General features: G+C 67.0%; 19 protein-coding genes. 13 read left to right on the plus strand and 6 right to left on the minus strand.

Annotated features, from left to right (window positions below):
• Positions 1-67 precede the first annotated feature (67 nt).
• The gene (locus tag HNP52_RS14400; protein ID WP_184168198.1) at positions 68-2,533 is read right to left on the minus strand and encodes an ATP-binding protein; all 2,466 of its coding nucleotides are present in this window, start codon (positions 2,531-2,533) and stop codon (positions 68-70) included.
• Positions 2,533-3,858 carry a GGDEF domain-containing phosphodiesterase gene (locus HNP52_RS14405; protein WP_184168200.1) on the minus strand — a complete coding sequence of 442 codons (1,326 nt, stop codon included), beginning with the start codon at positions 3,856-3,858 and terminating at the stop codon, positions 2,533-2,535. Before HNP52_RS14405 ends, HNP52_RS14400 begins: the two co-directional genes overlap by 1 nt.
• 581 nt (positions 3,859-4,439) lie before the next feature.
• Here HNP52_RS14405 and HNP52_RS14410 point away from each other — a divergent pair.
• The 3 genes from HNP52_RS14410 to HNP52_RS14420 are packed head-to-tail and all read left to right on the plus strand — an operon-like array spanning position 4,440 to position 7,978.
• Positions 4,440-5,756, plus strand: a complete 1,317-nt coding sequence (locus HNP52_RS14410; RefSeq protein WP_184168202.1) for a UDP-glucose/GDP-mannose dehydrogenase family protein — start codon at positions 4,440-4,442, stop codon at positions 5,754-5,756.
• Positions 5,757-5,783: 27 nt separating this feature from the next.
• Positions 5,784-6,608 (plus strand): carbon-nitrogen hydrolase family protein, encoded by an 825-nt coding sequence (locus HNP52_RS14415; RefSeq protein ID WP_184168204.1) that lies wholly within the window; start codon positions 5,784-5,786, stop codon positions 6,606-6,608.
• The gene (locus HNP52_RS14420) at positions 6,605-7,978 is read left to right on the plus strand and encodes a glutamate--cysteine ligase (RefSeq protein ID WP_184168206.1); all 1,374 of its coding nucleotides are present in this window, start codon (positions 6,605-6,607) and stop codon (positions 7,976-7,978) included. Before HNP52_RS14415 ends, HNP52_RS14420 begins: the two co-directional genes overlap by 4 nt.
• Here the strand turns inward: HNP52_RS14420 and HNP52_RS14425 are convergent.
• Positions 7,975-8,247: a hypothetical protein gene (locus HNP52_RS14425; RefSeq protein WP_184168208.1), complete on the minus strand. Its 273-nt coding sequence runs from the start codon at positions 8,245-8,247 to the stop codon at positions 7,975-7,977. The genes HNP52_RS14420 and HNP52_RS14425 overlap by 4 nt on opposite strands.
• Before the next feature lie 188 nt (positions 8,248-8,435).
• Here HNP52_RS14425 and HNP52_RS14430 point away from each other — a divergent pair, with 188 nt between their 5' ends.
• From HNP52_RS14430 to HNP52_RS14460, 7 genes are all read left to right on the plus strand, one after another.
• Positions 8,436-9,329 carry a BadF/BadG/BcrA/BcrD ATPase family protein gene (locus HNP52_RS14430; RefSeq protein ID WP_184168210.1) on the plus strand — a complete coding sequence of 298 codons (894 nt, stop codon included), beginning with the start codon at positions 8,436-8,438 and terminating at the stop codon, positions 9,327-9,329.
• Positions 9,319-10,200, plus strand: coding sequence for an N-acetylmuramic acid 6-phosphate etherase (locus HNP52_RS14435; RefSeq protein ID WP_184168212.1), 882 nt, complete (start codon positions 9,319-9,321; stop codon positions 10,198-10,200). The genes HNP52_RS14430 and HNP52_RS14435 overlap by 11 nt, the downstream gene beginning before the upstream one ends.
• The gene (gene nagA, locus HNP52_RS14440) at positions 10,197-11,321 is read left to right on the plus strand and encodes an N-acetylglucosamine-6-phosphate deacetylase (RefSeq protein ID WP_311768473.1); all 1,125 of its coding nucleotides are present in this window, start codon (positions 10,197-10,199) and stop codon (positions 11,319-11,321) included. The genes HNP52_RS14435 and nagA overlap by 4 nt, the downstream gene beginning before the upstream one ends.
• A 248-nt stretch (positions 11,322-11,569) precedes the next feature.
• Positions 11,570-12,508 (plus strand): sulfate adenylyltransferase subunit CysD, encoded by a 939-nt coding sequence (gene cysD, locus HNP52_RS14445; protein WP_184168367.1) that lies wholly within the window; start codon positions 11,570-11,572, stop codon positions 12,506-12,508.
• A gap of 166 nt (positions 12,509-12,674) precedes the next feature.
• Positions 12,675-14,588 (plus strand): sulfate adenylyltransferase subunit CysN, encoded by a 1,914-nt coding sequence (cysN, locus tag HNP52_RS14450; RefSeq protein WP_184168214.1) that lies wholly within the window; start codon positions 12,675-12,677, stop codon positions 14,586-14,588.
• Entirely contained in the window at positions 14,585-15,310 is a 726-nt protein-coding gene (locus HNP52_RS14455) for a 3'(2'),5'-bisphosphate nucleotidase CysQ (RefSeq protein ID WP_184168216.1), read from the plus strand. The genes cysN and HNP52_RS14455 overlap by 4 nt, the downstream gene beginning before the upstream one ends.
• A 114-nt stretch (positions 15,311-15,424) precedes the next feature.
• Positions 15,425-16,576, plus strand: coding sequence for an SET domain-containing protein (locus HNP52_RS14460; protein ID WP_184168218.1), 1,152 nt, complete (start codon positions 15,425-15,427; stop codon positions 16,574-16,576).
• On the opposite strand, the gene HNP52_RS14465 is transcribed toward HNP52_RS14460, so the two are convergent.
• Both HNP52_RS14465 and HNP52_RS14470 read right to left on the minus strand, forming a co-directional pair.
• Positions 16,573-18,423 carry a CHASE4 domain-containing protein gene (locus HNP52_RS14465; protein WP_184168220.1) on the minus strand — a complete coding sequence of 617 codons (1,851 nt, stop codon included), beginning with the start codon at positions 18,421-18,423 and terminating at the stop codon, positions 16,573-16,575. The two genes, HNP52_RS14460 and HNP52_RS14465, sit on opposite strands and share 4 nt — an antisense overlap.
• Positions 18,423-20,315 carry a bifunctional diguanylate cyclase/phosphodiesterase gene (locus HNP52_RS14470; RefSeq protein ID WP_184168222.1) on the minus strand — a complete coding sequence of 631 codons (1,893 nt, stop codon included), beginning with the start codon at positions 20,313-20,315 and terminating at the stop codon, positions 18,423-18,425. The genes HNP52_RS14465 and HNP52_RS14470 overlap by 1 nt, the downstream gene beginning before the upstream one ends.
• A gap of 147 nt (positions 20,316-20,462) precedes the next feature.
• Here HNP52_RS14470 and HNP52_RS14475 point away from each other — a divergent pair, with 147 nt between their 5' ends.
• The 3 genes from HNP52_RS14475 to HNP52_RS14485 are packed head-to-tail and all read left to right on the plus strand — an operon-like array spanning position 20,463 to position 23,886.
• Positions 20,463-21,332, plus strand: coding sequence for a CoA ester lyase (locus HNP52_RS14475; RefSeq protein ID WP_184168224.1), 870 nt, complete (start codon positions 20,463-20,465; stop codon positions 21,330-21,332).
• A 59-nt stretch (positions 21,333-21,391) separates the two neighbouring features.
• Entirely contained in the window at positions 21,392-23,530 is a 2,139-nt protein-coding gene (locus tag HNP52_RS14480; protein ID WP_184168226.1) for a PAS domain S-box protein, read from the plus strand.
• The gene (locus HNP52_RS14485; protein WP_184168228.1) at positions 23,527-23,886 is read left to right on the plus strand and encodes a response regulator; all 360 of its coding nucleotides are present in this window, start codon (positions 23,527-23,529) and stop codon (positions 23,884-23,886) included. Before HNP52_RS14480 ends, HNP52_RS14485 begins: the two co-directional genes overlap by 4 nt.
• Before the next feature lie 148 nt (positions 23,887-24,034).
• Here HNP52_RS14485 and HNP52_RS14490 read toward each other — a convergent pair.
• Positions 24,035-24,307 (minus strand): hypothetical protein (locus tag HNP52_RS14490; RefSeq protein ID WP_184168230.1); only part of this gene is annotated, 273 nt, incomplete at its 5' end.

Here is a 24,307-nt window from a genome sequence, read left to right on the forward strand (position 1 = left end):
CGCCCGTGGCGACCGGTTTCCTCGAGATACGCGCGACCATTTCTGTCATGTCAGGTGTGCTATCGCCCTAAGCCGCCCGAGATACAAGCGGGTCCCCATCCCTCTTGTCGGAATTTTCTTCCGTCGGCGGAATGATAGCATCAATCAGGCTCGCGCCGGTAATGGGTTTTTCCAGTATTTTGCCGTCACTTGCTGCAATCAGCTCAGCCACGGTCTCCGCATCGGGCTTGAGCCAGAGAATGGTGTGGGAAACGCTTCCATCCGCCGCCCGCAGCGCGGTGAGCGCCTGGACGGGACCGTCGGCCTCGGCCTTGAGCGTGGCTTCGTCGGCGAGCAGGTGGCCGACCCCGCCCTCTTCGAGCATCGGCAGCGCCTCGCCGACATTCGCCGCGAAGCGCAGCCGGGCGACGCGCGGCTCGAGCAGGGTGCGCAGCATCGAGCGGGCGATGGGGTTGCGGTCGAGCACCACCAGGTCGATCCCGGTGCTGCTTTCGGCCGTCACCGCGGTCTCCGGCGCCTCGGCGGGAACCAGCGGCAGGTCGACAACGAAGCGCGATCCCTTGCCGTCCTCGCTCTCCACCATGATGTCGCCGCCCAGCGCGCGGGCCAGGTTGCGGCAGATGGCGAGGCCCAGCCCGGTGCCGCCGAAGCGGCGCGTGGTGCTGGTGTCGACCTGGCGGAAGCTCTCGAAGATCTCCTCGAATTTCTCGCGCGGGATGCCGATGCCGCTGTCCTCGATCGCCAGCTTGAGGCGGCGGGCATCGCCTTCGCCCTCCGCCACGGCGCGCAGCGTCACCCCGCCCTTCTCGGTAAACTTGATCGCATTGGAGAGCAGGTTGAACACGACCTGGCGCAGGCGGGTGGCGTCGCTGACAATCCAGTGCGGCGCATGGCTGAGCTCGAGCTTGAAATTCAGTCCCTTGGCGCGCGCCTGCTCCTCCCAGAGCTTGGTGACGTCGCGAAGCGTGGCGCACAGGTCCATCGGCGACGCCTCGACGCTGAGGTTGCCCGTCTCCATCTTGGCCACGTCGAGGATGTCGTCGACCAGCGTACGCATCGTCACGCCGGCGCTGTGGACGATGCCGATCCGGTCGCGCGTCTGCGCCTCCAGCTTCGGATCGGACAGCATCACCTGGGTCATGCCGAGGATGCCGTTCAGCGGCGTGCGAATCTCGTGGCTGGTCGTCGCAAGGAACTCGGTCTTGGCCTTGAGCGCCTTTTCCAGCGCGACATTGGTCTCGCCGAGCACGATGTTCGCGGCGCGCACCTTGTTGCGGCTCCGACGAATGGTGACGAGACCCCAGCCCAGCGCGCCCATGACGATCACCGTCGCGCCGCCGATCAGCAGGAACATGGTCAGCTGGGTGCGCGCGCGGTTCTCGGCCTCGCGGTTCTGCAGCGTCAGGATGTCGTTCTGCTGCTTGGCGTACTGGAACTGGGCCGCCATCAGCGCCGCGCTGGTGGTCGTCGCCACCTTCGAGGCTTCGTCGCCCAGCCGCTTCGCCGCCTCGAGATGGATCAGCGCCTCGCGGGTGTCCCCGGCGCGGCTGAAGATCTGATAGGCGTACATATGGTCGCCGCGGAACTCGACCGTCGTCTTCGCAAGGTCGAAGCCGGCAAAGGCCTCGCGGATCAGGCGCACCGCCCGTTCGGTATTGCCCCGCTCCAGCTCGAGCGCTGCGGAGGTCGAGAGGAGGTGCCGGCGCAGCAAATCGGCATCGGCGCCTTTCAGCAGCTCGAACCCGCGCGAGATCAGCCGGCCGGCGACATCGAAGCGCTTCAGCTCGATCTGGCTGCGTGCATAGTTGCTGAGAATCCGCGCTTCGAGCACGGGCTGGTCCATCTCGCGCGCGATGCGCAGCGCCTCTTCATATTCCCGCCCCGCCTCGACGTTGCGATCCATCGTGAGCAGCACATTACCGCGATTGTTGTGCAACGACAGCGAGAGCACCGGATCGCCGTCATACAGGTCGGCGGCCTGGCGGTAATATTGCTCGGCCCGGGCATTGTCGTTGGCCGAGCTGTATAGCGATGCGATGTTCTGCAGCGCGATCGCCTGGCTGCGCAGTTCCTTGACGTCGCCGAAGATGCGGAACGCGTTCTGGTAGCTTTCCAGCGCCTTCACGGCCTGGTCGCGTGCCATGAAGAAGGTGCCCTGCGACATCAGCAGGTCGCCGCGCAGCTTGATCGGCTCGGGGATCGCCTCGATCAGCTTCAACCCTTCGGCGATCAGCGGCTGTGCCTGGGCAGGCTCGTCATTGCGCAGGCGGGCTTCGGCGGCAAGCCAGCGCGCCGTCGCCTGGGCAAGCATGGCCTGGCGCGGATCGGGCAGCTGCCGGGCGAGCTTGTCGATCGCGTCGGCATGGCGCAGCGCCTCGGCCTGGTCGCTCATCATGCTGCCCTTGGCCGCCTGGATTTCGGCCTGGATCGCGGGCGTGAACTCATTGGCAGGCTTGGCCGGCGACTGGGCGAGCACGGGAGTCGCCGTCAGCAGCGCCAGGAATGTCAGGAAGGCGTGGAGGCACACGCGCATCAGGCGCGCTTCCAGAAGCTCTCGGGCCGGACGAACGACTGAAGCTGGCCGTTCGCAGTGTCGAGATGGCCGTCGTCCACAAGGAACTTGCGGAACGCATCGAGCCCGAGCGGGCGGGAGATCAGGAAGCCCTGCACCATGTCGCAGCCCATCACGCTGAGCAGCGCCAGCGCCGACGGTGTCTCCACGCCCTCGGCGGTGACTTCCATCTCCAGCGCATGGGCCAGGTCGATCGTCGAGCGGACGATCAGCGGATCGCGATTGCTGCTGGTCAACTGCATCACGAACATCTTGTCGATCTTGAGCTCGCGCGCCGGCAGCTTCTTGAGATAGGCGAGCGAGGACAGGCCCGCGCCATAATCGTCGATGGCAAGCGTCACGCCGCTGTCGGCGAAGAACTGCAGGTGGCGGATCGCGCTTTCCGGATCGCGGATCACCGCGGTTTCGGTGATCTCGAAGCCGAGCTTGGCGTCGGTGCTCGCCAGCATCTCGCAGACTTCGTTCACGAAGGCGGGGTCAGCCAGGAGCTGGCCGGAGATATTGACGAAGAGCAGCAGGTCGAAGCCGTCCTCGCGCAGCTTGCGCTGGTCCTCGATCACCTGGCGCAGCGTCCACAGCGTCAGCTTGGAGATCTCGCCGGCCTGTTCGGCGACGGAGATGAAGTCGCCCGGCAGGATCAGCCCGCGCGTGGGATGCTGCCAGCGGACCAGCGCCTCGGCGCTGGCGATCTCCTGGCGGCGGACATGCACCTTGGGCTGGTACTGGAGGAACATCTCGCCATTGGCGATCGCACGCGGCAGTTCGCGCATCAGGGTCAGCTTGTCGAACGCCAGGTCCGCCCGCGACAGGTCGAGCATCACCACCCGGCCGTCGACACGCGCCTGCTCGAGCGCGGATTCGGCGGCCTCCGAGAGCAGCACCTCGTCGTCCTCGACCGTGGGCGCGGCGGCGACGCCGATATGCATCTGGAGCTGGTGCGGCTCGCCGTCGATGTCGAGCGTGGTCAGGAACGCCTTGTAGATCCGGTCCATATCGTCGGCGGCGACTTCGGGGGATTCGCGCTCGAACGCGATCTCCACGACCGCGCGGCCGGCGGCGGAAATTCGAACGTCGGGAATCAGCGAAGAGATTCGCCGCGCGACGTCCAGAACCAGCGAATCGGCCCTCGCGCGGCCGATGTGGCGGCGCAGCGAAGCAAAATTCGCAATTTCACAAAGTCCGAGAACGCTCCAGTAACGCCCCTCGACGTGACGATCGTTACTTGCCCGGTGCAGTTCGCGCTTGCCCGGCGCCTGGCGGCTGCGCGGGCGTGCGCGGATATCCATCGTGGCGTCCTGCGAAGCTCGCACTTGCACAAATTCCCTCGTGATTTCCGTATTTTCCACGGACCTCACGACTGCGCTCGAGATAGCGCTGGCCTGGTTAGCCAAGGGCTCTTTGCGTGCCGACATGCCCCGACGGTCTAGCCCGAGACCATTGAAGGAACCGTTAAATCCCGGGCGCTTCGGCATTTTCGATCTCGCCAACTCCGCAGAAATCCGGATTGATTCATCGTTAAGCAGTCTTTAACCACACCAATCGCGCACCTGTGCGCACCGATGGGAGACTGAAAATGTTCGCGTTGCTCACTGTTCTGTTCCGCGACGGCGCTAGCGGTAACGATATCCGCCCGTTCTAACCGGAACACTCATCCGGGCCGGCGGTGGAGCGACCTCCTGTGAGGCCGTGCTGACCGGCCCGGACGACAACAGAAAACGAAACAAAAAAATGGCGGCCTCGGGCCGCCTTTTTTGTTGTCCGCGCGCTTCTTGCTCGGGGCACCGGAGAGGCGGTTTGATCCAGCCCCTTGCCCCGGGCGCTGGCGTCGCTATCTGCGCAGCATAGTTTCTTCCCAAGGGGATCCACGTTGCGCATCGCTATGATCGGCACGGGCTATGTCGGCCTGGTTTCCGGCGCCTGTTTCTCGGACTTCGGCCATGACGTCGTCTGCGTCGACAAGGACGCACGCAAGATCGAGCTGCTTCACCAGGGCGTGATGCCGATCTACGAGCCGGGGCTCGACGCGCTGGTCGCCTCGAACGTGAAGGCGGGCCGCCTCTCCTTCACCACGGACCTGGCCGAAGGCGTCAAGGATGCCGATGCGATCTTCATCGCGGTGGGCACGCCCAGCCGCCGTGGCGATGGCCATGCTGATCTCAGCTATGTCTTCGCCGCCGCGCGCGAGATCGCCGAGAACCTGACCAAGGGCAGCGTGATCGTCACCAAGTCGACCGTGCCGGTCGGCACCGGCGACGAAGTCGAGCGCATCCTGGCGGAGGTCGCACCGAACAGCGGCGCGAAGGTCGTCTCCAATCCCGAGTTCCTGCGCGAAGGCGCCGCGATCGAGGACTTCAAGCGCCCCGACCGCGTCGTCGTCGGCACCGATGACGAGGGTGCGCGCGAAGTGATGCGCGCCATCTATCGCCCGCTCTCGCTCAACCAGTCGGCGCCGATCCTGTTCACCGGCCGCCGCACCAGCGAGCTGATCAAGTATGCGGCGAACGCGTTCCTGGCGGTGAAGATCACCTTCATCAACGAGATCGCCGATCTGTGCGAGGAAGTCGGCGCCGACGTGCAGGAAGTCGCGCGCGGCATCGGCATGGACAACCGCATCGGCGGCAAGTTCCTCCATGCCGGCCCGGGCTATGGCGGCTCGTGCTTCCCCAAGGACACGCTGGCGCTGCTCAAGACCGCCGGCGACAACGAGACCCCGCTGCGCATCGTCGAGGCGACCGTGCAGGTCAACGACGCCCGCAAGCGCGCCATGGGCCGCAAGGTCATCAAGGCGATGGGCGGCGATATTCGCGGCAAGACGGTCGGCCTGCTCGGCCTCACCTTCAAGCCGAACACCGACGACATGCGCGACGCGCCCAGCCTGTCGATCGTCGCGGCGCTGGAAGATGCGGGCGCCACGGTGAAGGCCTATGATCCGGAAGGCTTCGAGCAGGCCCGTCCGCTGCTGCCGAACGTCGAGTTCAGCGACAGCGCCTATGCCGCCGCGGACGGCGCCGATGCGCTGGTGATCGTCACCGAATGGGATGCGTTCCGCGCGCTCGACCTTGGGCGGATCAAGTCGCTGCTCAAGGCGCCGCTTCTCGTCGACCTGCGCAACGTCTATCCGGCCGCGGAGGCCGAGCGTGCCGGGCTGACCCTGGTCGGCGTCGGCAAGCCGAAGCGCGGCTGATCCCGGCCATACGGGGGGAGTAGATCGATGAAGGCCAGCCTGCTGCAGATGACGAGCGGGATCGAGCCCGCTGAGAACGCGCGCACCATCGCCGATGGGGTTGCGCAGGCCGCGGCTGCCGGCAGCGCGATGCTGTTCACCCCCGAGATGTCCGGCCTGCTCGACGGCAATCGCGAGCGCGCCCGGGGCCATGTCGTGCCGGAAGACCAGGACCTGGTCCTCGCCGCCACCCGCGAGGCCGCGGCCAAGCACGGCATCTGGGTCCATCTCGGCTCGCTCGCGGTGAAGGGTGAGGGCGACAAGTTCCTCAACCGCGGCTTCGTCATCGACGATACCGGCGCGATCCGGGCGAGCTATGACAAGCTCCATCTGTTCGACGTCGACCTCGCCACCGGCGAGAGCTGGCGCGAGTCCAATACCTATCAGCGCGGCGAGCGCGCGATCCTGGTCGACACGCCGATCGGCCGGCTCGGCCTGGCGATCTGCTACGACATGCGCTTCCCGGACCTGTTCCGCGCGCTGAGCGATGCCGGCGCCACTGCCCTCGCCGTCCCCGCCGCCTTCACCCGCCCGACCGGCCAGGCGCATTGGCACGTGCTGCTGCGCGCCCGCGCGATCGAGGCGGAGGCCTTCCTCATCGCCGCCGCGCAGACCGGCGAGCATGCGGACGGCCGCGCCACCTATGGCCATTCGCTGGTGATCGATCCCTGGGGCGAGGTGCTGCTCGACATGGGCGAGCAAGCCGGGCTCGACACCGCCGAGATCGATCTCTCGCGCATCGAGGACGTCCGTTCGCGCATCCCGGTGCTCCGCCACCGCCGCTCCATTCCTCCCGTCGAGACCTTCGCATGAGCACCAAGACCGAGAACACCAAGGTGTCGGCACCGATCGAGGACCGGCAGCAGCTGATCGACTATTTCGCCGGCGGCGAGAAGCCGAAGGAGCGCTGGCGGATCGGCACCGAGCACGAGAAGTTCGTGTTCGCCAAGAGCGACTTCCACGCCCCCAGCTACACCGAGCAGGGCGGCATCCGCGACCTGCTCGACGGCCTCACCGCCTATGGCTGGAAGCCCGTGCTCGAAGGCGACAACGTCATCGCCCTGTCCGGCCCCGACGGCACGGTCAGCCTCGAGCCCGCCGGCCAGCTCGAGCTCTCCGGCGCCCCGCTCGAGAACCTTCACGAGACCTGCAACGAGACCGGCCGCCACCTCGAGCAGGTCAAGCAGGTCGGCGAGCGCCTCGGGATCAACTATCTCGGCCTCGGCATGTGGCCCGACAAGACCCGCGCCGAGCTGCCGATCATGCCCAAGGGCCGCTACGAGATCATGCTGCGCCACATGCCGCGCGTCGGCAATCTCGGGCTCGACATGATGCTGCGCACCTGCACGATCCAGGTGAACCTCGACTATGCCTCCGAAGCCGACATGGCGCAGAAGTTCCGCGTCGGCCTCGCGCTCCAGCCGCTGGCGACCGCGCTGTTCGCCAACTCGCCCTTCACCGAGGGCAAGCCCAACGGCTTCCTCAGCTTCCGCTCGAACATCTGGTCGGACACCGATCCCGCGCGCACCGGCATGCTGCCCTTCGTCTTCGAGGACGGCTTCGGCTATGAGCGCTACGCCGAATACGCGCTCGATGTGCCGATGTACTTCGTCTACCGCGACGGCAAATATATCGACGCCGCCGGCCAGAGCTTCCGCGACTTCCTCAAGGGCGAGCTGCCCGCCTATCCCGGCCACAAGCCGACGATCGACGACTGGGCCGATCATCTCTCGACCGCTTTCCCCGAAGTCCGCCTCAAGACCTTCCTCGAGATGCGCGGCGCCGATGGTGGCCGCTGGGGCCGGATCTGCGCGCTGCCCGCGCTGTGGGTCGGCCTGCTCTACGACCAGGGCGCGCTCGATGCCGCCTGGGACCTGGTGAAGGGCTGGTCGATGGAGGAGCGCGAGACGCTGCGCAGCTCGGTGCCGAAGCTGGCGCTCGCCGCCCCTCTGCCCGGCGGCGGCAAGCTCCGCGATATCGCCGGCGAAGTCCTCGACATCGCCGCCTCGGGCCTCAACGCCCGCGCGCGCTTCAACGCCTCGGGCGACAATGAGTCCGGCTTCCTCGATCCGCTGCGCGAAGTGGTCCGCACCGGCAAGGTGCCGGCGCAGGTCCTGCTCGATCGCTTCAACGGCGATTGGGGCGGCGACATCCGCCGCGTCTATGAGGAAGCGCGGTTCTAGCCTCCCCGGCCCGGGGGAGCACCGCCGGGAAGGCTAGTCCCTTGCCGAAGCGATATCCGCTCGACTTCGCGAAGCCGCCCGTCGATTGCGGCGACTTCGTCGTCGTCCCCCTTGCGGATGGCGGCAACGATCAGGTCGATCAGCTGCTGCGGGGCCGCGTCCCCGAAGCGCAGGAGCAACTCCTCGCCCGAGAGTACCGCGACGTCCCGAAGCACCATCCGCCCGCACTGGCCGATCTTGGGGTCGGATTCGGCCTTTCCACGCTTCACGCTCGCCATGATCGCTTCGTCTCACTGAACCGTCGCAAAGCCTGCTCCCGGCCCCGAAACCCGGAAATTGGTAAATTTACGTATTACCGTTCCCGGCACCCAAACCCTTGCCCAGCCATACCCTCGGATTATGGCCCCTGGGCCCTTCGGCATGGCAAACCCCGCCAACGCTGCTGTAGGGAACGAGCATGGCCTATTTCCTCGGGATAGACGCGGGCGGCAGCCATTGCCGCAGCCGGCTGGTTGACGAACGCGGGACGATCCTCGGCACCGGGGAGAGCGGTCCCGCCAATACCCGTATCGGGATCGAGCGGCTCCACGCCGTGCTGAGCGAGGTCGTCCAGCAGGCGATCTCCGCCGCCGGGCTCGACGCCGCCCAGGCCGCGACGATCCGCGCCGGCATGGGCATCGCCGGCATCACCCGCACCGGCATGCGCGAGCAGCTCGCCGCCCTGCCCTTCCCCTTTGCCGACATCATCTTCGCCACCGATGCCGCGATCGCCAATCTCGGCGCGCATGCCGGGGCGGAGGGCGCCACGCTGATCATCGGCACCGGCAGCATCGCCGAGGTCCGCGTCGGCACCACCAGCTTCGCGATCGGCGGCTATGGCTTCCCGATCTCGGACGAAGGCAGCGGCGCCGCGCTCGGCCTCAGCGCGATGCGCCATGCGCTGCGCGCGCTCGACGGCCGCAGCGAAGTCACCGCGCTCAGCCACGCCGTCACCGCCGGCTTCGGGCACGACACCGCCCGCGCCGTCGCCTGGATGGATGCCGCGACCCCCAAGGATTACGCGGCCTTCGCTCCGCTCGTCATGGACTATGCCGAGAATAACGACGCGATCGCTCGCTCGATCGTCGAGGATGCCGCCCAGCATATCGAACGCTTCATCGAGACGATCTTCGCCCGCGGCGCCGTCCGCTGCGCGCTCGCCGGCGGCCTTGCGATGCGGATCAAGCCCTGGCTGCGCGCCCGCACCGTCGCCCGGCTGACCGATGCCATCGCCGATCCGCTCGACGGCGCGCTGCTCCTCGCCGGCCTGTCCGCCTCCGCCCTCCCGACCCGGAAGACGCATGTCGACTGAAGCCACCGACCCCCGCTACCACGAACTCGATCGCTGGCCCACCGAGACCGCCGTCGAGGCGATGCTCGAGGCCCAGCTCGCCGCGATCGCCGCGCTCAAGGCCCAGACAGCCCCGATCGCCGCCGCGATCGATGCCGCCGCCGGGCGGCTCCGTAATGGCGGCCGCATCGCCTATGCCGGCGCCGGCACGTCGGGCCGGATCGGCGTGCAGGACGGCGTCGAGCTCACCCCCACCTTCAACTGGCCGTTCGAGCGGCTCGCCTTCCTCATCGCCGGTGGCCCCGCCGCGCTCACCCGCACCCAGGAGGGCGCCGAGGACAGTCGCGCCGCCGCGATCGCAGCGGTGGAGACCGAAGCGCTCGGCCCCGACGACGTGCTGATCGGCGTCGCCGCCAGCGGCCGCACCCCCTATGTCATCGCCGCGCTCGAAGCCGCCCGTGCCGCCGGCGCGCTGACCATCGGCGTCTCCAACAATCCCGACACCCCGGTGCTGGCCGCCGCCGAATATGCCATCCTCGCCGACACCGGCAGCGAAGTCGTCGCCGGCTCCACCCGGATGAAGGCCGGCACCGCGCAGAAGGTCACGCTCAACCTGATCTCAACGGGCATCATGCTGCGCCTCGGGCTCGTCCACCACGGGCTGATGGTCAACATGCAGGTGTCGAACGCCAAGCTGCGCATCCGCGCGATCCGCATGGTCGCCACCCTCGCCGGCACCGACGAGACCGCGGCCGAGCGCGCGCTCGACGCCGGCGGCCTCAACATCAAGCGCGCCGTGCTGATCGCCCGCGGGCTCGACGCCGCCGAAGCCGAGACCCTGCTCGCCGCCGCCCAGGGCAGCCTCGGCGCGGCGCTGGACACGCTCGCGTGAAAGCCCTGGTCAACGGCCGCATGCTGCTGGCCGAAGGCTGGCGCGACGATGCCTGTGTGGTGATCGAGGGCGAGCGGATCGCCGCGATCCTGCCCGATCCGCCCGCCGGTGCCGAACCCGTCGACCTTGCCGGCCACACCCTGCTCCCCGGCTTCATCGATACCCAGGTCAATGGCGGCGGCGGCCGGTTGTTCAACGACGATCCCAGCGTCGAGACGCTACGGGTCATCGCCGAGACGCACCGCCGCTACGGCACCACCGGCCTGCTCCCCACGCTGATCAGCGACGATCTCTCGGTGATCGAGGCCGCGATCCAGGCCGTGGACGCCGCGATCGAGGCGGGCGTGCCCGGCATCCTCGGCATCCATATCGAGGGCCCGTTCCTCAACCCGGTCCGCCGCGGCATCCACAGCGAGAGCAAGATCCAGCCACTGCAGGACCAGTTCCTCGCGCTGCTCGAATCCGCCCGCCACGGCAGGACGCTGGTCACCCTCGCGCCCGAAGCCGCCACGCCCGATCAGGTCGCCCGCCTCGCCGCCGCCGGGGTGATCGTCGCCGCCGGCCATTCGGACGCCCCCTATGAGACGGTCCGCGCCGCGCTCGACAATGGCGCAACCGGCTTCACCCATATCTTCAACGCGATGTCGCCGCTCACCAGCCGCGCGCCCGGCATGGTCGGCGCCGCGCTCGAGGCAGCGGATGCCTATGCCGGCATCATCGCCGACGGCCACCACCTCCACCCCGCCACGCTGCGCGTCGCGCTGCGCGCCAAGGGCCCCGACCATTTGATGCTGGTCACCGACGCGATGCCCAGCGTCGGCAGCGACGAGGATCATTTCCTGATCCACGGCCGCGAGATCCACCGCGATGGCGACCGCCTGGTCGGCGCCGACGGCACGCTGGCCGGCTCGACGCTCACCATGGCCGGCGCGGTGAAGGGAATGATGGAACAGGGCCGCGTGCCGCTGGAGACCGCCTCCCGCATGGCCTCGGCCACCCCGGCGGCGTTCCTCGGCCTGGCCGGCAAGCTCGGCCACATCGCCCCCGGCTACCGCGCCGACCTGGTGCTGCTGGACGACGCGCTGGACGTGCAGCGCAGCTGGATTGGGGGACGCGCATAATTCCCCTCCCTGCAAGGGAGGGGCTAGGGGTGGGTTAGAAAAAGCCGGGCTCGATGCCCGGCTTTTTCTGCTTTCGGCTACCGTCTCGCTGGGCGCCTCCGGAAGACCGGAGGCGCAACCCACCCCCAACCCCTCCCTTGCAGGGAGGGGAGCAAAAAGCCCCCCATCCTACTCCCCCCTAAACATAAACTAGATCGCGCTCCCTCAGCCCGCTTCCTAAATCGCCCCCCATGCTGCATTCCGGGAACATGACGGAGAACCAGGCTCAAGCGACCGCATCGCTCGCCCCCGCGCGCCTGACGCACCTCCAGCGGCTCGAGGCCGAGAGCATCCACATCCTGCGCGAAGTCGTCGCCGAGGCCGAGCGCCCGGTGATGCTCTATTCGATCGGCAAGGACAGCGCGGTGATGCTCCATCTCGCGCGCAAGGCCTTCTACCCCGCCCCCCCGCCCTTCCCGCTCCTCCATGTCGACACGACCTGGAAGTTCCGCGCGATGTACGATCTGCGCGACAAGGCGGCGCGCGATGCCGGCATGGAGCTGCTCGTCCACAAGAACCCCGAGGCCGAGGCGCTGGGGATCAACCCGTTCGATCATGGCGGCCGCCATACCGACATGTGGAAGACCGAGGGGCTCAAGCAGGCGCTCGACAAATACGGCTTCGACGCGGCCTTTGGCGGCGCCCGGCGCGACGAGGAGAAGAGCCGCGCCAAGGAGCGCGTGTTCAGCTTCCGCACCGCCAGCCACCGCTGGGACCCGAAGAACCAGCGCCCCGAGCTCTGGCACCTCTACAATGCCCGCAAGGAGAAGGGCGAGAGCATCCGCGTCTTCCCGCTCTCCAACTGGACCGAGCTCGACATCTGGCAGTACATCCTCGCCGAGGGGATCGAGATCGTCCCGCTCTATTTCGCCGCCCCCCGTCCGACGGTGGAGCGCGACGGCCTGTTGCTGATGGTCGATGACGAGCGCTTCCGCCTCAATCCCGGCGAGCAGCCGGTCACCCGCTCGGTCCGCTTCCGCACGCTCGGCTGCTACCCGCTCACCGGCGCGGTCGAGAGCGAGGCCGATACGCTGGAGGCGGTCATCCAGGAGATGCTGCTGACCACCACCAGCGAACGCCAGGGCCGCGCGATCGACCACGACCAGGCGGCGAGCATGGAGAAGAAGAAGCAGGAGGGGTATTTCTGATGCGGCCCGCTTCGACCTCTTCTCCCTTCACCACCCCCACCCCCTTCCCCGTCATCCCCGCGCAGGCGGGGATCCAGAGTCATGAAGGACATCGCTCTGTTGCCCTGGATCCCCGCCTGCGCGGGGATGACGGGCTGGGAAATGACGACGGGCTGGGAGAACACGCATGACCTCCTACCGCCCCGACGCGCTCATCGCGTCCGATATCTCCGCCTATCTCCAGCTGCACCAGAACAAGTCGCTGCTGCGCTTCATCACCTGCGGTAGCGTCGATGACGGCAAGTCGACGCTGATCGGCCGGCTGCTCTACGATTCGAAGATGATCTTCGAGGATCAGCTCGCGTCGCTCGAAGCCGACAGCAAGCGCGTCGGCACCCAGGGCGGTGAGATCGATTTCGCGCTGCTGGTCGACGGCCTCGCCGCCGAGCGCGAGCAGGGCATCACGATCGACGTCGCCTATCGCTTCTTCGCGACCGAGAAGCGCAAGTTCATCGTCGCCGACACCCCCGGCCACGAGCAGTACACCCGCAACATGGTCACCGGCGCCTCGACCGCCGATCTCGCGGTGATCCTGATCGATGCGCGCAAGGGCGTGCTCACCCAGACGCGGCGCCATTCGTACCTCTGCCATCTGCTCGGCATCCGCCACATCGTGCTGGCGGTGAACAAGATGGACCTGATCGGCTATGATCAGGCCGCGTACGACGCGATCGTCGAGGACTATCGCGCCTTCGCCGAGAGCATCGGCATCACCAGCTTCACCCCGATCCCGATCTCGGGGTTCAAGGGCGACAACATCACCGGCTCCAGCCCGAACACGATCTGGTACACGGGCCTGTCGCTGCTCCAGCATCTCGAGAGCGTCGAGATCGACGCGGACGCCGATGCCGCGCGGCCCTTCCGCCTGCCGGTGCAGTGGGTGAACCGGCCGAACCTCGATTTCCGCGGCTTTGCGGGGATGATCGCCGCGGGCACGGTGCGGCCGGGCGACAAGGTGCGCATCCTGCCCTCGGGGCAGGTGACCGAAGTGGCGCGGATCGTCGCGTTCGGTGGCGATCGGGAGCAGGCGGTTGCGGGCGAGAGCGTCACGCTTACATTGGCGGACGAGGTCGATTGCTCGCGCGGCAACGTGATCGCGGCGGCGGATGCGCCGCCCCAGGTCGCGGATCAGTTCCAGGCGACGATCGTGTGGATGGACCAGGCGGAGCTGCTGCCGGGGCGGGCCTATTGGCTCAAGCTCGGCACCCAGACGGTCAGCGCGACCGTCCAGCCGCCGCGCCATGCCGTGTGCGTCAATACGATGGCCGAGCTGAGCGTGAAGACTCTGGGCCTGAACGACATCGGAATTGCGGAGGTTTACACCGACCGCGGAGTGGTTTTCGAATCCTACGCCCAAGGCAAGGACCTCGGTGGATTCATCCTGATCGACAAGGCCACGAATGCCACCGTGGCCGCCGGAATGCTCAATTTCTCGCTGCGGCGAGCGCAGAATGTCCATTGGCAGGCCGTGGAAATCAACCGCGAGGCCCATGCCAACCAGAAGCACCAGGCACCCCGATTGCTCTGGTTCACCGGCCTTTCCGGCTCGGGCAAGTCGACCATCGCCAATCTGGTCGAGAAGAAGCTGCACGCCATGGGCAAGCACAGCTTCCTCCTCGATGGCGACAATATCCGCCACGGCCTCAACAAGGACCTTGGCTTCACCGATGCCGATCGTATCGAGAATATCCGCCGCGTCGGCGAAGTCGCGAAGCTGATGACCGATGCCGGCCTGATCGTCCTCACCGCGTTCATCTCGCCCTTCCGGGCCGAACGCGACCTGGTCCGCCAGATGCTGCCCGAAGGCGAGTTCTTCGAGATCCATGTCGATACGCCGCTGGAAGTCGCCGAAGCCCGGGACGTGAAGGGCCTCTACAAAAAGGCCCGCGACGGCCAGATCGCGCACTTCACCGGCATCTCCAGCCCCTATGAGGCACCGGAGGCGCCGGAAATCCGGGTGGACACCACGCGCGAGAGCCCCGAGGACGCAGCCGAACGGATCGTGGAGACGATCATGGGCACGTGGAGTCCGGTGATTTGAACGACGCAGAACTGGCCAGGGAAGTCGCCGAGGAGGCCGGCGCGCTGCTGCTGCGCATCCAGAACGAATGCGCCGGCGGAGATCGCGGCGACCGTGAGGCCAATGCGATGATCCTCGCCGCGCTGGCGCTGGCGCGACCCGACGACGCGATCCTGTCCGAGGAATCGGCGGACGATCCCGCGCGATTGTCAGCCAGCCGCGTGTGGATCGTGGACCCGCTCGACGGCACGCGCGAATTCGCCGAGCGACGTGGCGACTGGGCGGTGCACATCGCCCTCGCCATCGACGGCGCGCCGGCAGTAGGCGCGGTCGCCCTGCCCCGTCTCGGCTGCACCCTCTCGAGCGACTGCCCGCCCGCCTTGCCCGAAGGCGAGTTGCCGCCCCGCATGCTGGTAAGCCGCACGCGCCCGAGCCAGCTCTGTGCCGGCGTGGGCGAGCGGATCGGCGCGGTGCATATCGGCATGGGTTCGGCCGGTGCCAAGGCGATGGCGGTGGTCCGCGGCGAGGCCGAGATCTACCTCCATTCGGGCGGTCAGCACCAATGGGACAATTGCGCACCGGTCGCGGTCGCGCTCGCAGCCGGGCTTCACGCCTCCCGTATCGACGGGTCTCCTATCGTCTACAACCAGCCGAGCACGAGCATTCCCGACCTGCTGATCTGCCGCAAGGAATGGGCACCGATCGTGCTCGAGGCGGTGAAGGATTGCGGCGCGGATCTCTGAGATTTCGCCGCTAAGTGAGTCTCGCTGATTCCCAGCGACTCGCGGATTCAACGCGAGTCGCGCGTAGACGGCGATTCCGGGACATGGTAAACGCTCCGTTTGGGAGGGGCGTTTTTGACTGCCGATATCTGGTTCTTTCTGGCGATCGGATTCAGCTTTGCGGGCTATGCGACCTACCTGATCGGGCTGCGTCGCGAGCTGGTGGAGCCGAACCGTGCGTCATGGCTGATCTGGAGCGCAGCGACCACGCTCGAGGCGCTGACCTATGCCGCCGTCAATCCCGGCGCGCCGCAGGGCTGGGTGTTCGCGCTCTCCTCCATCGCCTGCATCATGGTGACGATCGGTATCTGGCGGCGCTCGTCCTGGGCACCACCCTCGCCCACCGAGACCTTCTGCATTGCCGCCAGTCTTAGCGCGCTGCTGCTGTGGCTCGTCTTCCGCGAAGCATTCTGGGCGCACATGCTGGTGGTGCTCGCCGTGCCGGTTAGCTTCTGGCCGACCTGGGCCAGCGTCTGGACGGATCGCAACCGCGAACGCTCTCCGGCCTGGGGTCTGTGGACCTTCGGCGACCTGGCCACGCTGCTGATCGCCGTGCGCGGCGCCGAGCCGGGCGTCGCCGAACTCGCCTATGTGATCGTCGAGTTCCTCTGCCATGCCAGCGTCTGGTTCCTGATCGGCCTGGCGACGATCAACCCGCTGCGCTCCTTCGGCACTCGCCGCGGCGGGCTGCGCTGGCTCGATCGTTACCGGCCTTCAAGCAACCTCTTCAAGGTAGGTGACAACCATCTGGGCAAGGCCGTCTATGCCGCAAGCGGCTTTGCCGAAGGCGATGTGCTGATCGAGTTCACCGGCCGCCGCTTCCGTGCCGACCAGATCCCCAGCCTGATGCGCGGCAGCAACGACCGCTTCGTCCAGGTGACGCCCGACCATTATATGGGCCCATCCGGCCGGATCGACGACCTGGTCAACCATAGCTGCGATCCCAATGCCGGGCTGCGCTTCACCGATCGAGGTGTGTTCCTGGTCGCCGTCCGCGCGATCCAACCGGGCGAGGAGATCGCCTGGGACTATTCGACGACGCTGCGGGAATCGAACTGGCACATGATCTGCCAGTGCCGCTCGGAGCAATGCCGCCGGGTGATCGGGAACTTCGACAGCCTCGATCCGGACCGGCAGGAGTGGTTCCGGGCACGGAACCTGGTCGCCCCCTATCTGCGGCGGAAGGATGAGGTGGCGGGTTCCCACCGCGCCGCCGGGCAGCGTTAGGCCGCCATCCCGCTCGGCTGGGCCAGTTGGGCAGTCCCGAGCGTCAGGATCGCCTTGGCGCCCGTGCCCCTGCCATCGCTGAGCAGGTCGAGCCTGCCTTCCATCGCCAGCATCGAATTCGCGCACCAGTGCAATCCCAGCCCCCCCGACTTGTGTGCACGGGTGGAGAAGCCGCGCTGGAACAGCGTGGGCGCGGTTGACGGATCGAAGCCCTCGCCATCGTCGCGGATATGGATCTCGGTGTTCTCGCCCTTCTGCTGGATCGTCACCGCGATCGAACCACTGGTCCGCCCCGTTGCCGCGATTGCCTCGGCGGCATTGGCGAATAGGTTGCCGACCACCTGGCTCAGGATCACCCGGTTCGCCATCACCCATTGCGGCTTTGACGGGAAGCTGAAGGCAATCGAGTTCTCGCCTGAATAACGCGCGATCGTAGCGTTCTGGGCGACGATATCGGTAATGTCGCAGGCATCGAGCGGCGGACGTTCGTGCGCTGCCTCCTGCTGCTGGCCGATGATCTCCAGCACATGGTGCAGCGCCTCGCGGCCGATCGTGATCTGCTCGCGGCGGTCACTGCGTTCCTGCTCCACGCTTTCGATCGCAGCGGCAAGAAAGGCGACCAGCTTCTGCCGGCGCACCGCCGGGATGTCCTCGCCAGCCAACTCCCCAAGCGCGCGATCGAGCAGTGCGCGGTCCATCGGCGCGCCTGTCCCCAGCCCCTGGCTGAGCACCGTGCTGATCGGGTTCAGTGCGTTGCGGACATTGTGCATCACCGCGACCGCGCTTTCGCTGCGGCCGAGCGAGAAGCTCTGCACCTCGAGCTGCTCGCGCAGGTCCTTGAGCTGCTTGAGCATCGAATTGAAACTGGTGACCAGACTGCCGATCTCGTCATCGCGCTCCTTGTCGGTGAGCAGCCCGAGCGTGCCCGACGCGCGAACAACGCCCATATGCTGCTCGACCCGCTTGAGCGGCCCGAGCACGAGCCGCGCGATCATCCGGCGCAGCACCAGCAGGACGATCGCCAACAGGATCGACGACCCGACCACCGCGAGCACCAGCATACGGGTACCCAGTGTGGAGAGGTCCCGTGGCACGGTGTAGGTGGCGGTGGCGACCGAGCGGCCATCCGGGCCCGGGACCGGCACGGCGATACGGGTGCGGGTGGTGCCGGGCGTCTTGGTGACTTCGGCCACGGGATTGTCGAGCGCGAGGCTCGCCTTGAGCTGGAGCAGGGTGCTGAGCTGGCTTGCGGTGACGGCGCGCGCCATCAGCACATAGCCGCGCGGACTTCCGCTGCCGTCGCTCTTGCGCACCTGCGCGACGCCCACAGCGGCCAGCGTATCGCCCAGCCGCATGAAGAAGCCGGCCGAGCTCTGGCCGTGCAATGCCCTCGGGAAATCGAGCTTGGAGATGGCGGTCGTCAACTGCGCGCGCATCGCCGGCACATCTGCCTGTTTCTCGAGATCGAGCCAGCGGGCGATGACGATCGAGCGGTCCGGCCGGACATAGGCCATGCCGTTGACGTCGAGATTGACCATCGCGAGCGTCGAGAAGCTCTCTTCCTCGAACGCCCGCGTCGGGTTCGCCATATAGTCGTAGGACGAGTTCCAGTCGCCATAGTCGCGCACGGCGTTCTCGACCTTGGCCGAGACGTCGTGGACCACCGCTTCGGTGCGCGCGACATGCGCATTCACGGCGTCGCGCTCGAGCTGGTTGAAGCTCGGCGTGATGACGGTAGCCAGCATCAACGTAAGCGCGGCGGCGCCGACCACGCCGACGCCGGTGAGGATCAGGACCAGTTTCGCGCCGAGCGAGGCCGGCGCCTTGAGGCGCCCCCGGGTTGGCATCAGCCGTGCGTCCCGTTGCTCAGTTCGGCCTCAGGCTCCTCGAGGCCCATATAGCCCTTATTGGCGAGCACCAGCGCATCCTCGGCATCCATCGGACGGGCGAGATAATAGCCCTGGAGATGGCTGCAGCCGGCCAGGCGGAGCGCCTGGAGCTGCGCTTCGGTCTCCACGCCCTCGGCCACCACTTCCATGCCCAGCGCGCGGCCGAGATGGATGATCGAGTGGACGATCGCCGCGCTCTCGCGCTCACGGCCCATGCCGTCGACAAAACTGCGATCGATCTTCAGGCAGTCCAGCGCGAAGCGGCGGATATTGTAGAGGCTGGAATAGCCGGTGCCGAAATCGTCGAGCGCGATGCGGAAGCCCATCTGGCGGAGCTTGAACAGCGTCTCGGCGGCACGTTCCACATCGTCGAAGATCGCCGTCTCGGTGATCTCGATCTGGAAGCGGCCGGGCTCGACGCCGGCATTGGCGACGCGTTCCATCACATGCGCCACGAAATTGTGGCGGCGGAACTGGCGCGGCGAGAAGTTCACCGACACATATTGCCCCGGCCAGGTCTTGAGCGTCTCGACCGCACGGTCGATCACCCAGTCGCCCAGTTCGTGGATCAGGTTCGATTCCTCGGCGATCGGGATGAACATACCCGGCGAGACCATGCCATATTCCGGGCTGCACCAGCGGATCAGCGCCTCGAAGCCGGTGATCTCGAGCTGGTCGCGACCGACGATCGGCTGGAAGACAAGCTTGAGCTCGCCCTTCGCGATAGCCTCGGAAAGCCCGCCTTCGATCTGGCGGCGGAAACGGATCGATTCGTCCATCGCCTCGTCGAACAGGCGGACGATACCGCGGCCATTGTGCTTGGCCTCGTTGAGCGCGAGATCGGCACGGCGCATCACGTCGATCGGATCATGGATCGTGCCAGGCTCGACCACCATCAGACCAACCGAGGCACCACCCTGCACCGAGTGACCGAACACCTTGAAGCTGACTGAAACCGCCTTGAGCAGGCGCTCGGCGACCATCGTCGCCTCGTCCTCGCCGGTCACGGGATAGAGCATGGCGAACTCGTCGCCGCCCAGCCGCGCGACAAAGCCTTCTGCCGGCACGTTCGTCTGGAGGATCTCGCACACCATGCGGATCAGCTCGTCGCCGGCGAGATGGCCCAGCGTGTCGTTGACGATCTTGAACCGGTCGAGGTCCATCATCGCCATGGCGAAGCACTGGTCGCCCTTCACCGCCTTGCCGAGCATGTGGAGGAACGAGAGGCGGTTGGGCGCGTCGGTGAGCGAATCATGGTTGGCGATGTGGACGGCGCGGGATTCATTGGCGGCCAGTTCGAGCTTCTGCTCCTCGAGCAGCGCGATGGCGCTGCGCAGCTTGCCGTCGGCTTCCCAGCGATGCGCAAGCGCGGTCGCGGTCTGCATGACCTCTTCGGCCTGGAAAGGCTTGGCGATGTAGAAGATCTTGTCGGCGGGGCCGGCGGCGCGGCTGATGTCGAGCGGGGAGAAGTCGGAATAGCCGGTGACGATCACCAGATTGATGTCGGGATCGAGCGCGCGGATGCGGCGAGCCGTTTCCTTGCCGTCGATGCCCGGCGGCATGCGCACGTCGATGAACGCTACGGCGAAACGCTTGCCGGTCTCGATCGAATCCTGGATCGCCTCGACGGCATCCAGGCCCTGGTTGAAATGGGCGCAGTCGAAGTCGATCGCGTCATTGGCGGGTTCGGACGGTGCGTCATCCTCGTCGCCGAACAGCTCGGCCGCCATGGCGCTCAGCGCGGTCGCGTTGCCGCCCCGGCGGCTCCCGAATACCTGGCGATACGACTCGTGCATCGCCGGTTCGTCGTCCACGATCAAAATGCGCACTTGCGAAATCCCCTCGCTCATCCCTGCAAACGGGGTAAGCGGACAGCGTTAAGGAGCGGTAAAATCATTACGCCACCGAGAGGGAAAGGTGCCGGACAAGGTTAAGGATGACGTGCGGTTTACCCGCCGATCCGGCCGCGATAGCAAGGCTGGATAACAGGAGGATGCATGACCGACCCGCTCGCCGCCCGATCGCTGCTGTTTGCGCCGGGTGATTCCGAACGCAAGATCACCAAGGCAGGCGCGAGCGGAGCGGATCTGGTGCTGCTCGACCTGGAAGACGCAGTGGCCGAGGCGAACAAGCCCGCCGCCCGTACGCTGGTCGCCCAGCATCTCAAGACAGCCGAGCGCGCCCAGCCGCAATGGGTGCGGATCAACCCCCTCGACACCCCGCATGCCCTGCCCGACCTCGCGGCGATCGTGCCCGGTCGCCCCGACGGGATCATGCTCCCCAAGGCCAGTCGCGCCGAAGCGGAACTGCTTCATCACTATCTGACCGCACTGGAGGCCGCACATGGCCTTCCGCAGGGCGGCATCCGCACGATTGTGGTGGCGACGGAGACCGCGCAGGCGATCTTCGGGCTTGGCGACTATGCCGGCTGCCCACGCCTCGCCGCGCTCACCTGGGGCGCCGAGGATAGCGCCACGGCGCTAGGCGCGACGCACAACCGCGACGAGGCGGGAGAATATGATTTCCCCTATCAGGTCTTCCGCACCCTCGCCCTGACCGGGGCGGCAGCGGCAGGCGTAACGCCGATCGAAACGATCCATGGCGATTTCCGTGACCTGCAGGGGCTGGAGAAGGTCGCAACCAAAGCGCGCCGCGCGGGTTTCCGCGGGATGCTCGCGATCCATCCCGATCAGGTGCCGGTGATCAACCGCGCCTTCTCCCCTTCCCCGGCCGAAATCGAGCGCGCCGAGAAGATCGTGGCCGTCTTCGCGGCTAATCCGGGTATGGGCACGATCGGACTGGAGGGCGAGATGCTCGATATGCCGCATCTGAAGCGCGCGAAGGCCGTGCTGGCGATGCGCCGGTAACATGCGTTGATTTGCCGTAGCCTGGCTAGGAAATTGCTGATGCAGCTCGACGGGGTACGATGATCGAAGCACCTGCCGAACCATTGCCGGTTGGCGAGGACGAGTTCCGCCTGATCGCGGACAGCGCCCCCGTCGCCGTGTGGGTCACGCGGCTCGATCGCCGTCGCAGCTTCGTCAATCGCGCCTATGTCGCCTTTCTCGGCGTTTCCTATGCGGAAGCATTGGAGTTTGACTGGCGGCGGATCATTCACCCCGATGACGCCGCGCGACTGCTCGCAGAATCGGTGGCGGGCGAAGTGAGCCTCCAGACCTTCGAGCTGGAGGGCCGGTATCGCAACGCCGAGGGCGAGTGGCGCTGGCTTCACTCGACGTCGCAACCTCGCCGCGATGCCGAAGGGCGTCACATCGGCTTCATCGGCGTCGCGCATGACGTGACCGAGGCCAAGACCGCCGAACTGGCCCTGCGCGAGCGCGAGGCACAGCTCTCCGCCTTTATCAGCCAGACCACCGCCGGCTTTGCCCAGGTCGATCTCGAAGGACGCTTCACCCTGGTCAATGATCGCTTCTGCGACATCACCGGCTGGAGCCAGGAAGCACTGATGGGCATGACCATGCAGCAGATCACCCATCCGGACGATCTGGTGCGCAATGTACCGCTGTTCGAGCGGGCGGTGCGCGACGGCACGCCCTATACCCATGAGAAGCGCTATATCCGCAGGGACGGCGGCATCGTCTGGGTGAACAATTCGGTCGCGGTGATCCGCCGTGCAAATGGCGAGCCCTTCGGCGTGCTGGCGGTGACGCTGGACGTCACCCAGCGGCGCGAAAGCGAGGAAGCGCTTCGCAAGAGCGAGGAAACGCTACGCCTGGCCACCGAGACGGCCGGCATGGCGACTTGGGAGCTCGACCTGGAGACGATGGAGGGCGCCTGGTCGCCCAATCGCTTCGACCTGCTCGGCATGGCGCGCCGTCCCGATGCACGCGGCAGCTTCGAAGAGTGGATCGAGCGCGTGCATCCCGCCGATCGCGAACGGACGCGCGAGGCGGCGCTGTGCTGCTTCACCGAGGGCGTGCCCTACACGATCGAATATCGCATCCTGCGTGCCGACGATGGCGCCGAACGCTGGCTGCAGAGCCATGGCAACCGGATCGACTATGGCGACAGCCGGCCCAGCCGCTTCGTCGGCGTCTCGTTCGACGTGACCGCCCGCAAACGCGCGGAAGACGAGCTTCGCGAGAGCGAGACGCGCTTCCGCACGATCTTCGAACAGGCCAACGACTTCCTGATCACCACCACGCTCGACAATCGGGTGACCTCGGTGAACCCGGCAGTGGTGGAAGCGATCGGCTATGACGAGGGCGAGATCCTGGGCCACTCGATCGCCGAGTTCATGGACCCGGACCAGTTTGCGATCAGCATGGACGCGTTCAACCGCAAACTGCAGCATGGCGGATCGACCCGGCTCACCGTCAGGCTGCGCGCCAAGGACGGGCGCGAGCTGATCTGGGAAGTCAATTCACGGCTCAGCCTCGACGATCAGGGCCAGCCCGTGGCGCTCCACGCGATCGGCCGCGACATGACCGAGGCGAAGCGCGCCGAGGCGCATCTCCGCCTGCTCATCGACGAGCTCAACCACCGGGTGAAGAACACGCTGGCGATCGTCCAGGGCATCGCCCAGCAGAGCTTCAAGGACGATGTGCCGCCGCGCCAGGCCCGTGCTGCCTTCGAGGGCCGGCTGGCCGCCCTGTCCGAAGCGCACAACCTGCTCACCCGCGAGTATTGGAGCCTGGTGTCGATGCGCCAGATCATCGAGGACGCGCTGCGCCCGCACGGCGAGGCCTGCCGCTTCGCGCTCGACGGGCCGGACCTGATGATCCTGCCCAAGACGGCGATCAGCCTGGCGCTGGCGATCCACGAACTCGCGACCAATGCGGTGAAGCACGGCGCACTGTCGCGGCCGGAAGGACGGATCGCAGTGCGTTGGCAACGGCTCCGTGCCGAAGGCCCCGCCCGCCTTTCGATGCGCTGGGAAGAAGCCGGCGGCCCGGCGGTCTCCGCTCCCAGCCGTCGCGGGTTTGGCACAAGGATGATCGAGCGCGGCCTGGCTGCCGAGCTGGGCGGCAGCGTGAAGATCGAATTCCGCCCCGAGGGGCTGGTCTGCGTCGTCGATGCGCCGCTGCCGGAGGGCGCCGAATGAGTGGGCTGGAGGGCCTGCGCGTGCTTGTCGTCGAAGACGAGCCGGTGGTGGCGATGTACCTCGAAGACCTGCTCGAGGCCCTGGGCTGCCAGACGATCGGGCCGGCGAGCCGGCTTGCCGACGGCCTGGCACTGGCCGAGGAGCAAGGCTTCGACGTGGCGATCCTCGACATCAACCTGGGCGGCGAGCGCAGTACCCCGATCGCCGAGACGCTGCGGGCACGCGGGGTGCCCTTCGCCTTTGCCAGCGGCTATGGCGCACCGCCCGAGGGCTTTGGCGACGAAGTGCCGATGATCGAGAAGCCCTATCGTGAAGCCCAGGTGGCCGCCGCGCTCGACCGGCTGCTAGGCCGGTAGCTCCCGACCTCCCAAAGTACACGAAGTACAGGCCAGGAGCAGGTTTCAGCGGCCTGTCTTGCAACATTGCTGCGCGAGGCTGGTCCTATCTTTCCTGCATCCGGAGCAAACCCCGGGGCGGCGTGGGCCGCCCCGGGGTTTGCAGCCGTTACCAGCGCTTGGACAGCCGGATCTGGAGGGTACCGGCGCGTTCGCCCTGGCCGGCACGCAGGCCGGTCTCGAAGTCGAACGACCAGCCGCTGCTCAGGATGTCGAAGCGCGTGCCGATGCTCAGCTGGAGCTGCTCGCGCTTCCAGCCATTGCCCGCCAGGTCGTAGATCGCGGCACCCGGGATATCGGCATAGTCGAGCCACTGGGCATCGACATCGGCGAACTCATGGTTCCACTCGGCGCGGATGCGCGGGGTGATCGAACCGAAGCT

Source organism: Sphingomonas kyeonggiensis, from assembly GCF_014204495.1.
GTDB classification, from domain to species: Bacteria; Pseudomonadota; Alphaproteobacteria; order Sphingomonadales; family Sphingomonadaceae; genus Sphingomonas; species Sphingomonas kyeonggiensis_A.

Coding starts and splice junctions, on each gene's coding strand:
- HNP52_RS14435 (WP_184168212.1), top strand. CDS start 9,319: ATGTCGACTGAAGCCACCGACCCCCGCTACCACGAACTCGATCGCTGG.
- HNP52_RS14465 (WP_184168220.1), bottom strand. CDS start 18,423: ATGCCAACCCGGGGGCGCCTCAAGGCGCCGGCCTCGCTCGGCGCGAAA.
- cysN (WP_184168214.1), top strand. CDS start 12,675: ATGACCTCCTACCGCCCCGACGCGCTCATCGCGTCCGATATCTCCGCC.
- HNP52_RS14405 (WP_184168200.1), bottom strand. CDS start 3,858: ATGGATATCCGCGCACGCCCGCGCAGCCGCCAGGCGCCGGGCAAGCGC.
- HNP52_RS14475 (WP_184168224.1), top strand. CDS start 20,463: ATGACCGACCCGCTCGCCGCCCGATCGCTGCTGTTTGCGCCGGGTGAT.
- HNP52_RS14415 (WP_184168204.1), top strand. CDS start 5,784: ATGAAGGCCAGCCTGCTGCAGATGACGAGCGGGATCGAGCCCGCTGAG.
- HNP52_RS14420 (WP_184168206.1), top strand. CDS start 6,605: ATGAGCACCAAGACCGAGAACACCAAGGTGTCGGCACCGATCGAGGAC.
- HNP52_RS14480 (WP_184168226.1), top strand. CDS start 21,392: ATGATCGAAGCACCTGCCGAACCATTGCCGGTTGGCGAGGACGAGTTC.
- HNP52_RS14400 (WP_184168198.1), bottom strand. CDS start 2,533: ATGCGCGTGTGCCTCCACGCCTTCCTGACATTCCTGGCGCTGCTGACG.
- HNP52_RS14430 (WP_184168210.1), top strand. CDS start 8,436: ATGGCCTATTTCCTCGGGATAGACGCGGGCGGCAGCCATTGCCGCAGC.
- HNP52_RS14485 (WP_184168228.1), top strand. CDS start 23,527: ATGAGTGGGCTGGAGGGCCTGCGCGTGCTTGTCGTCGAAGACGAGCCG.
- HNP52_RS14470 (WP_184168222.1), bottom strand. CDS start 20,315: ATGAGCGAGGGGATTTCGCAAGTGCGCATTTTGATCGTGGACGACGAA.
- cysD (WP_184168367.1), top strand. CDS start 11,570: ATGACGGAGAACCAGGCTCAAGCGACCGCATCGCTCGCCCCCGCGCGC.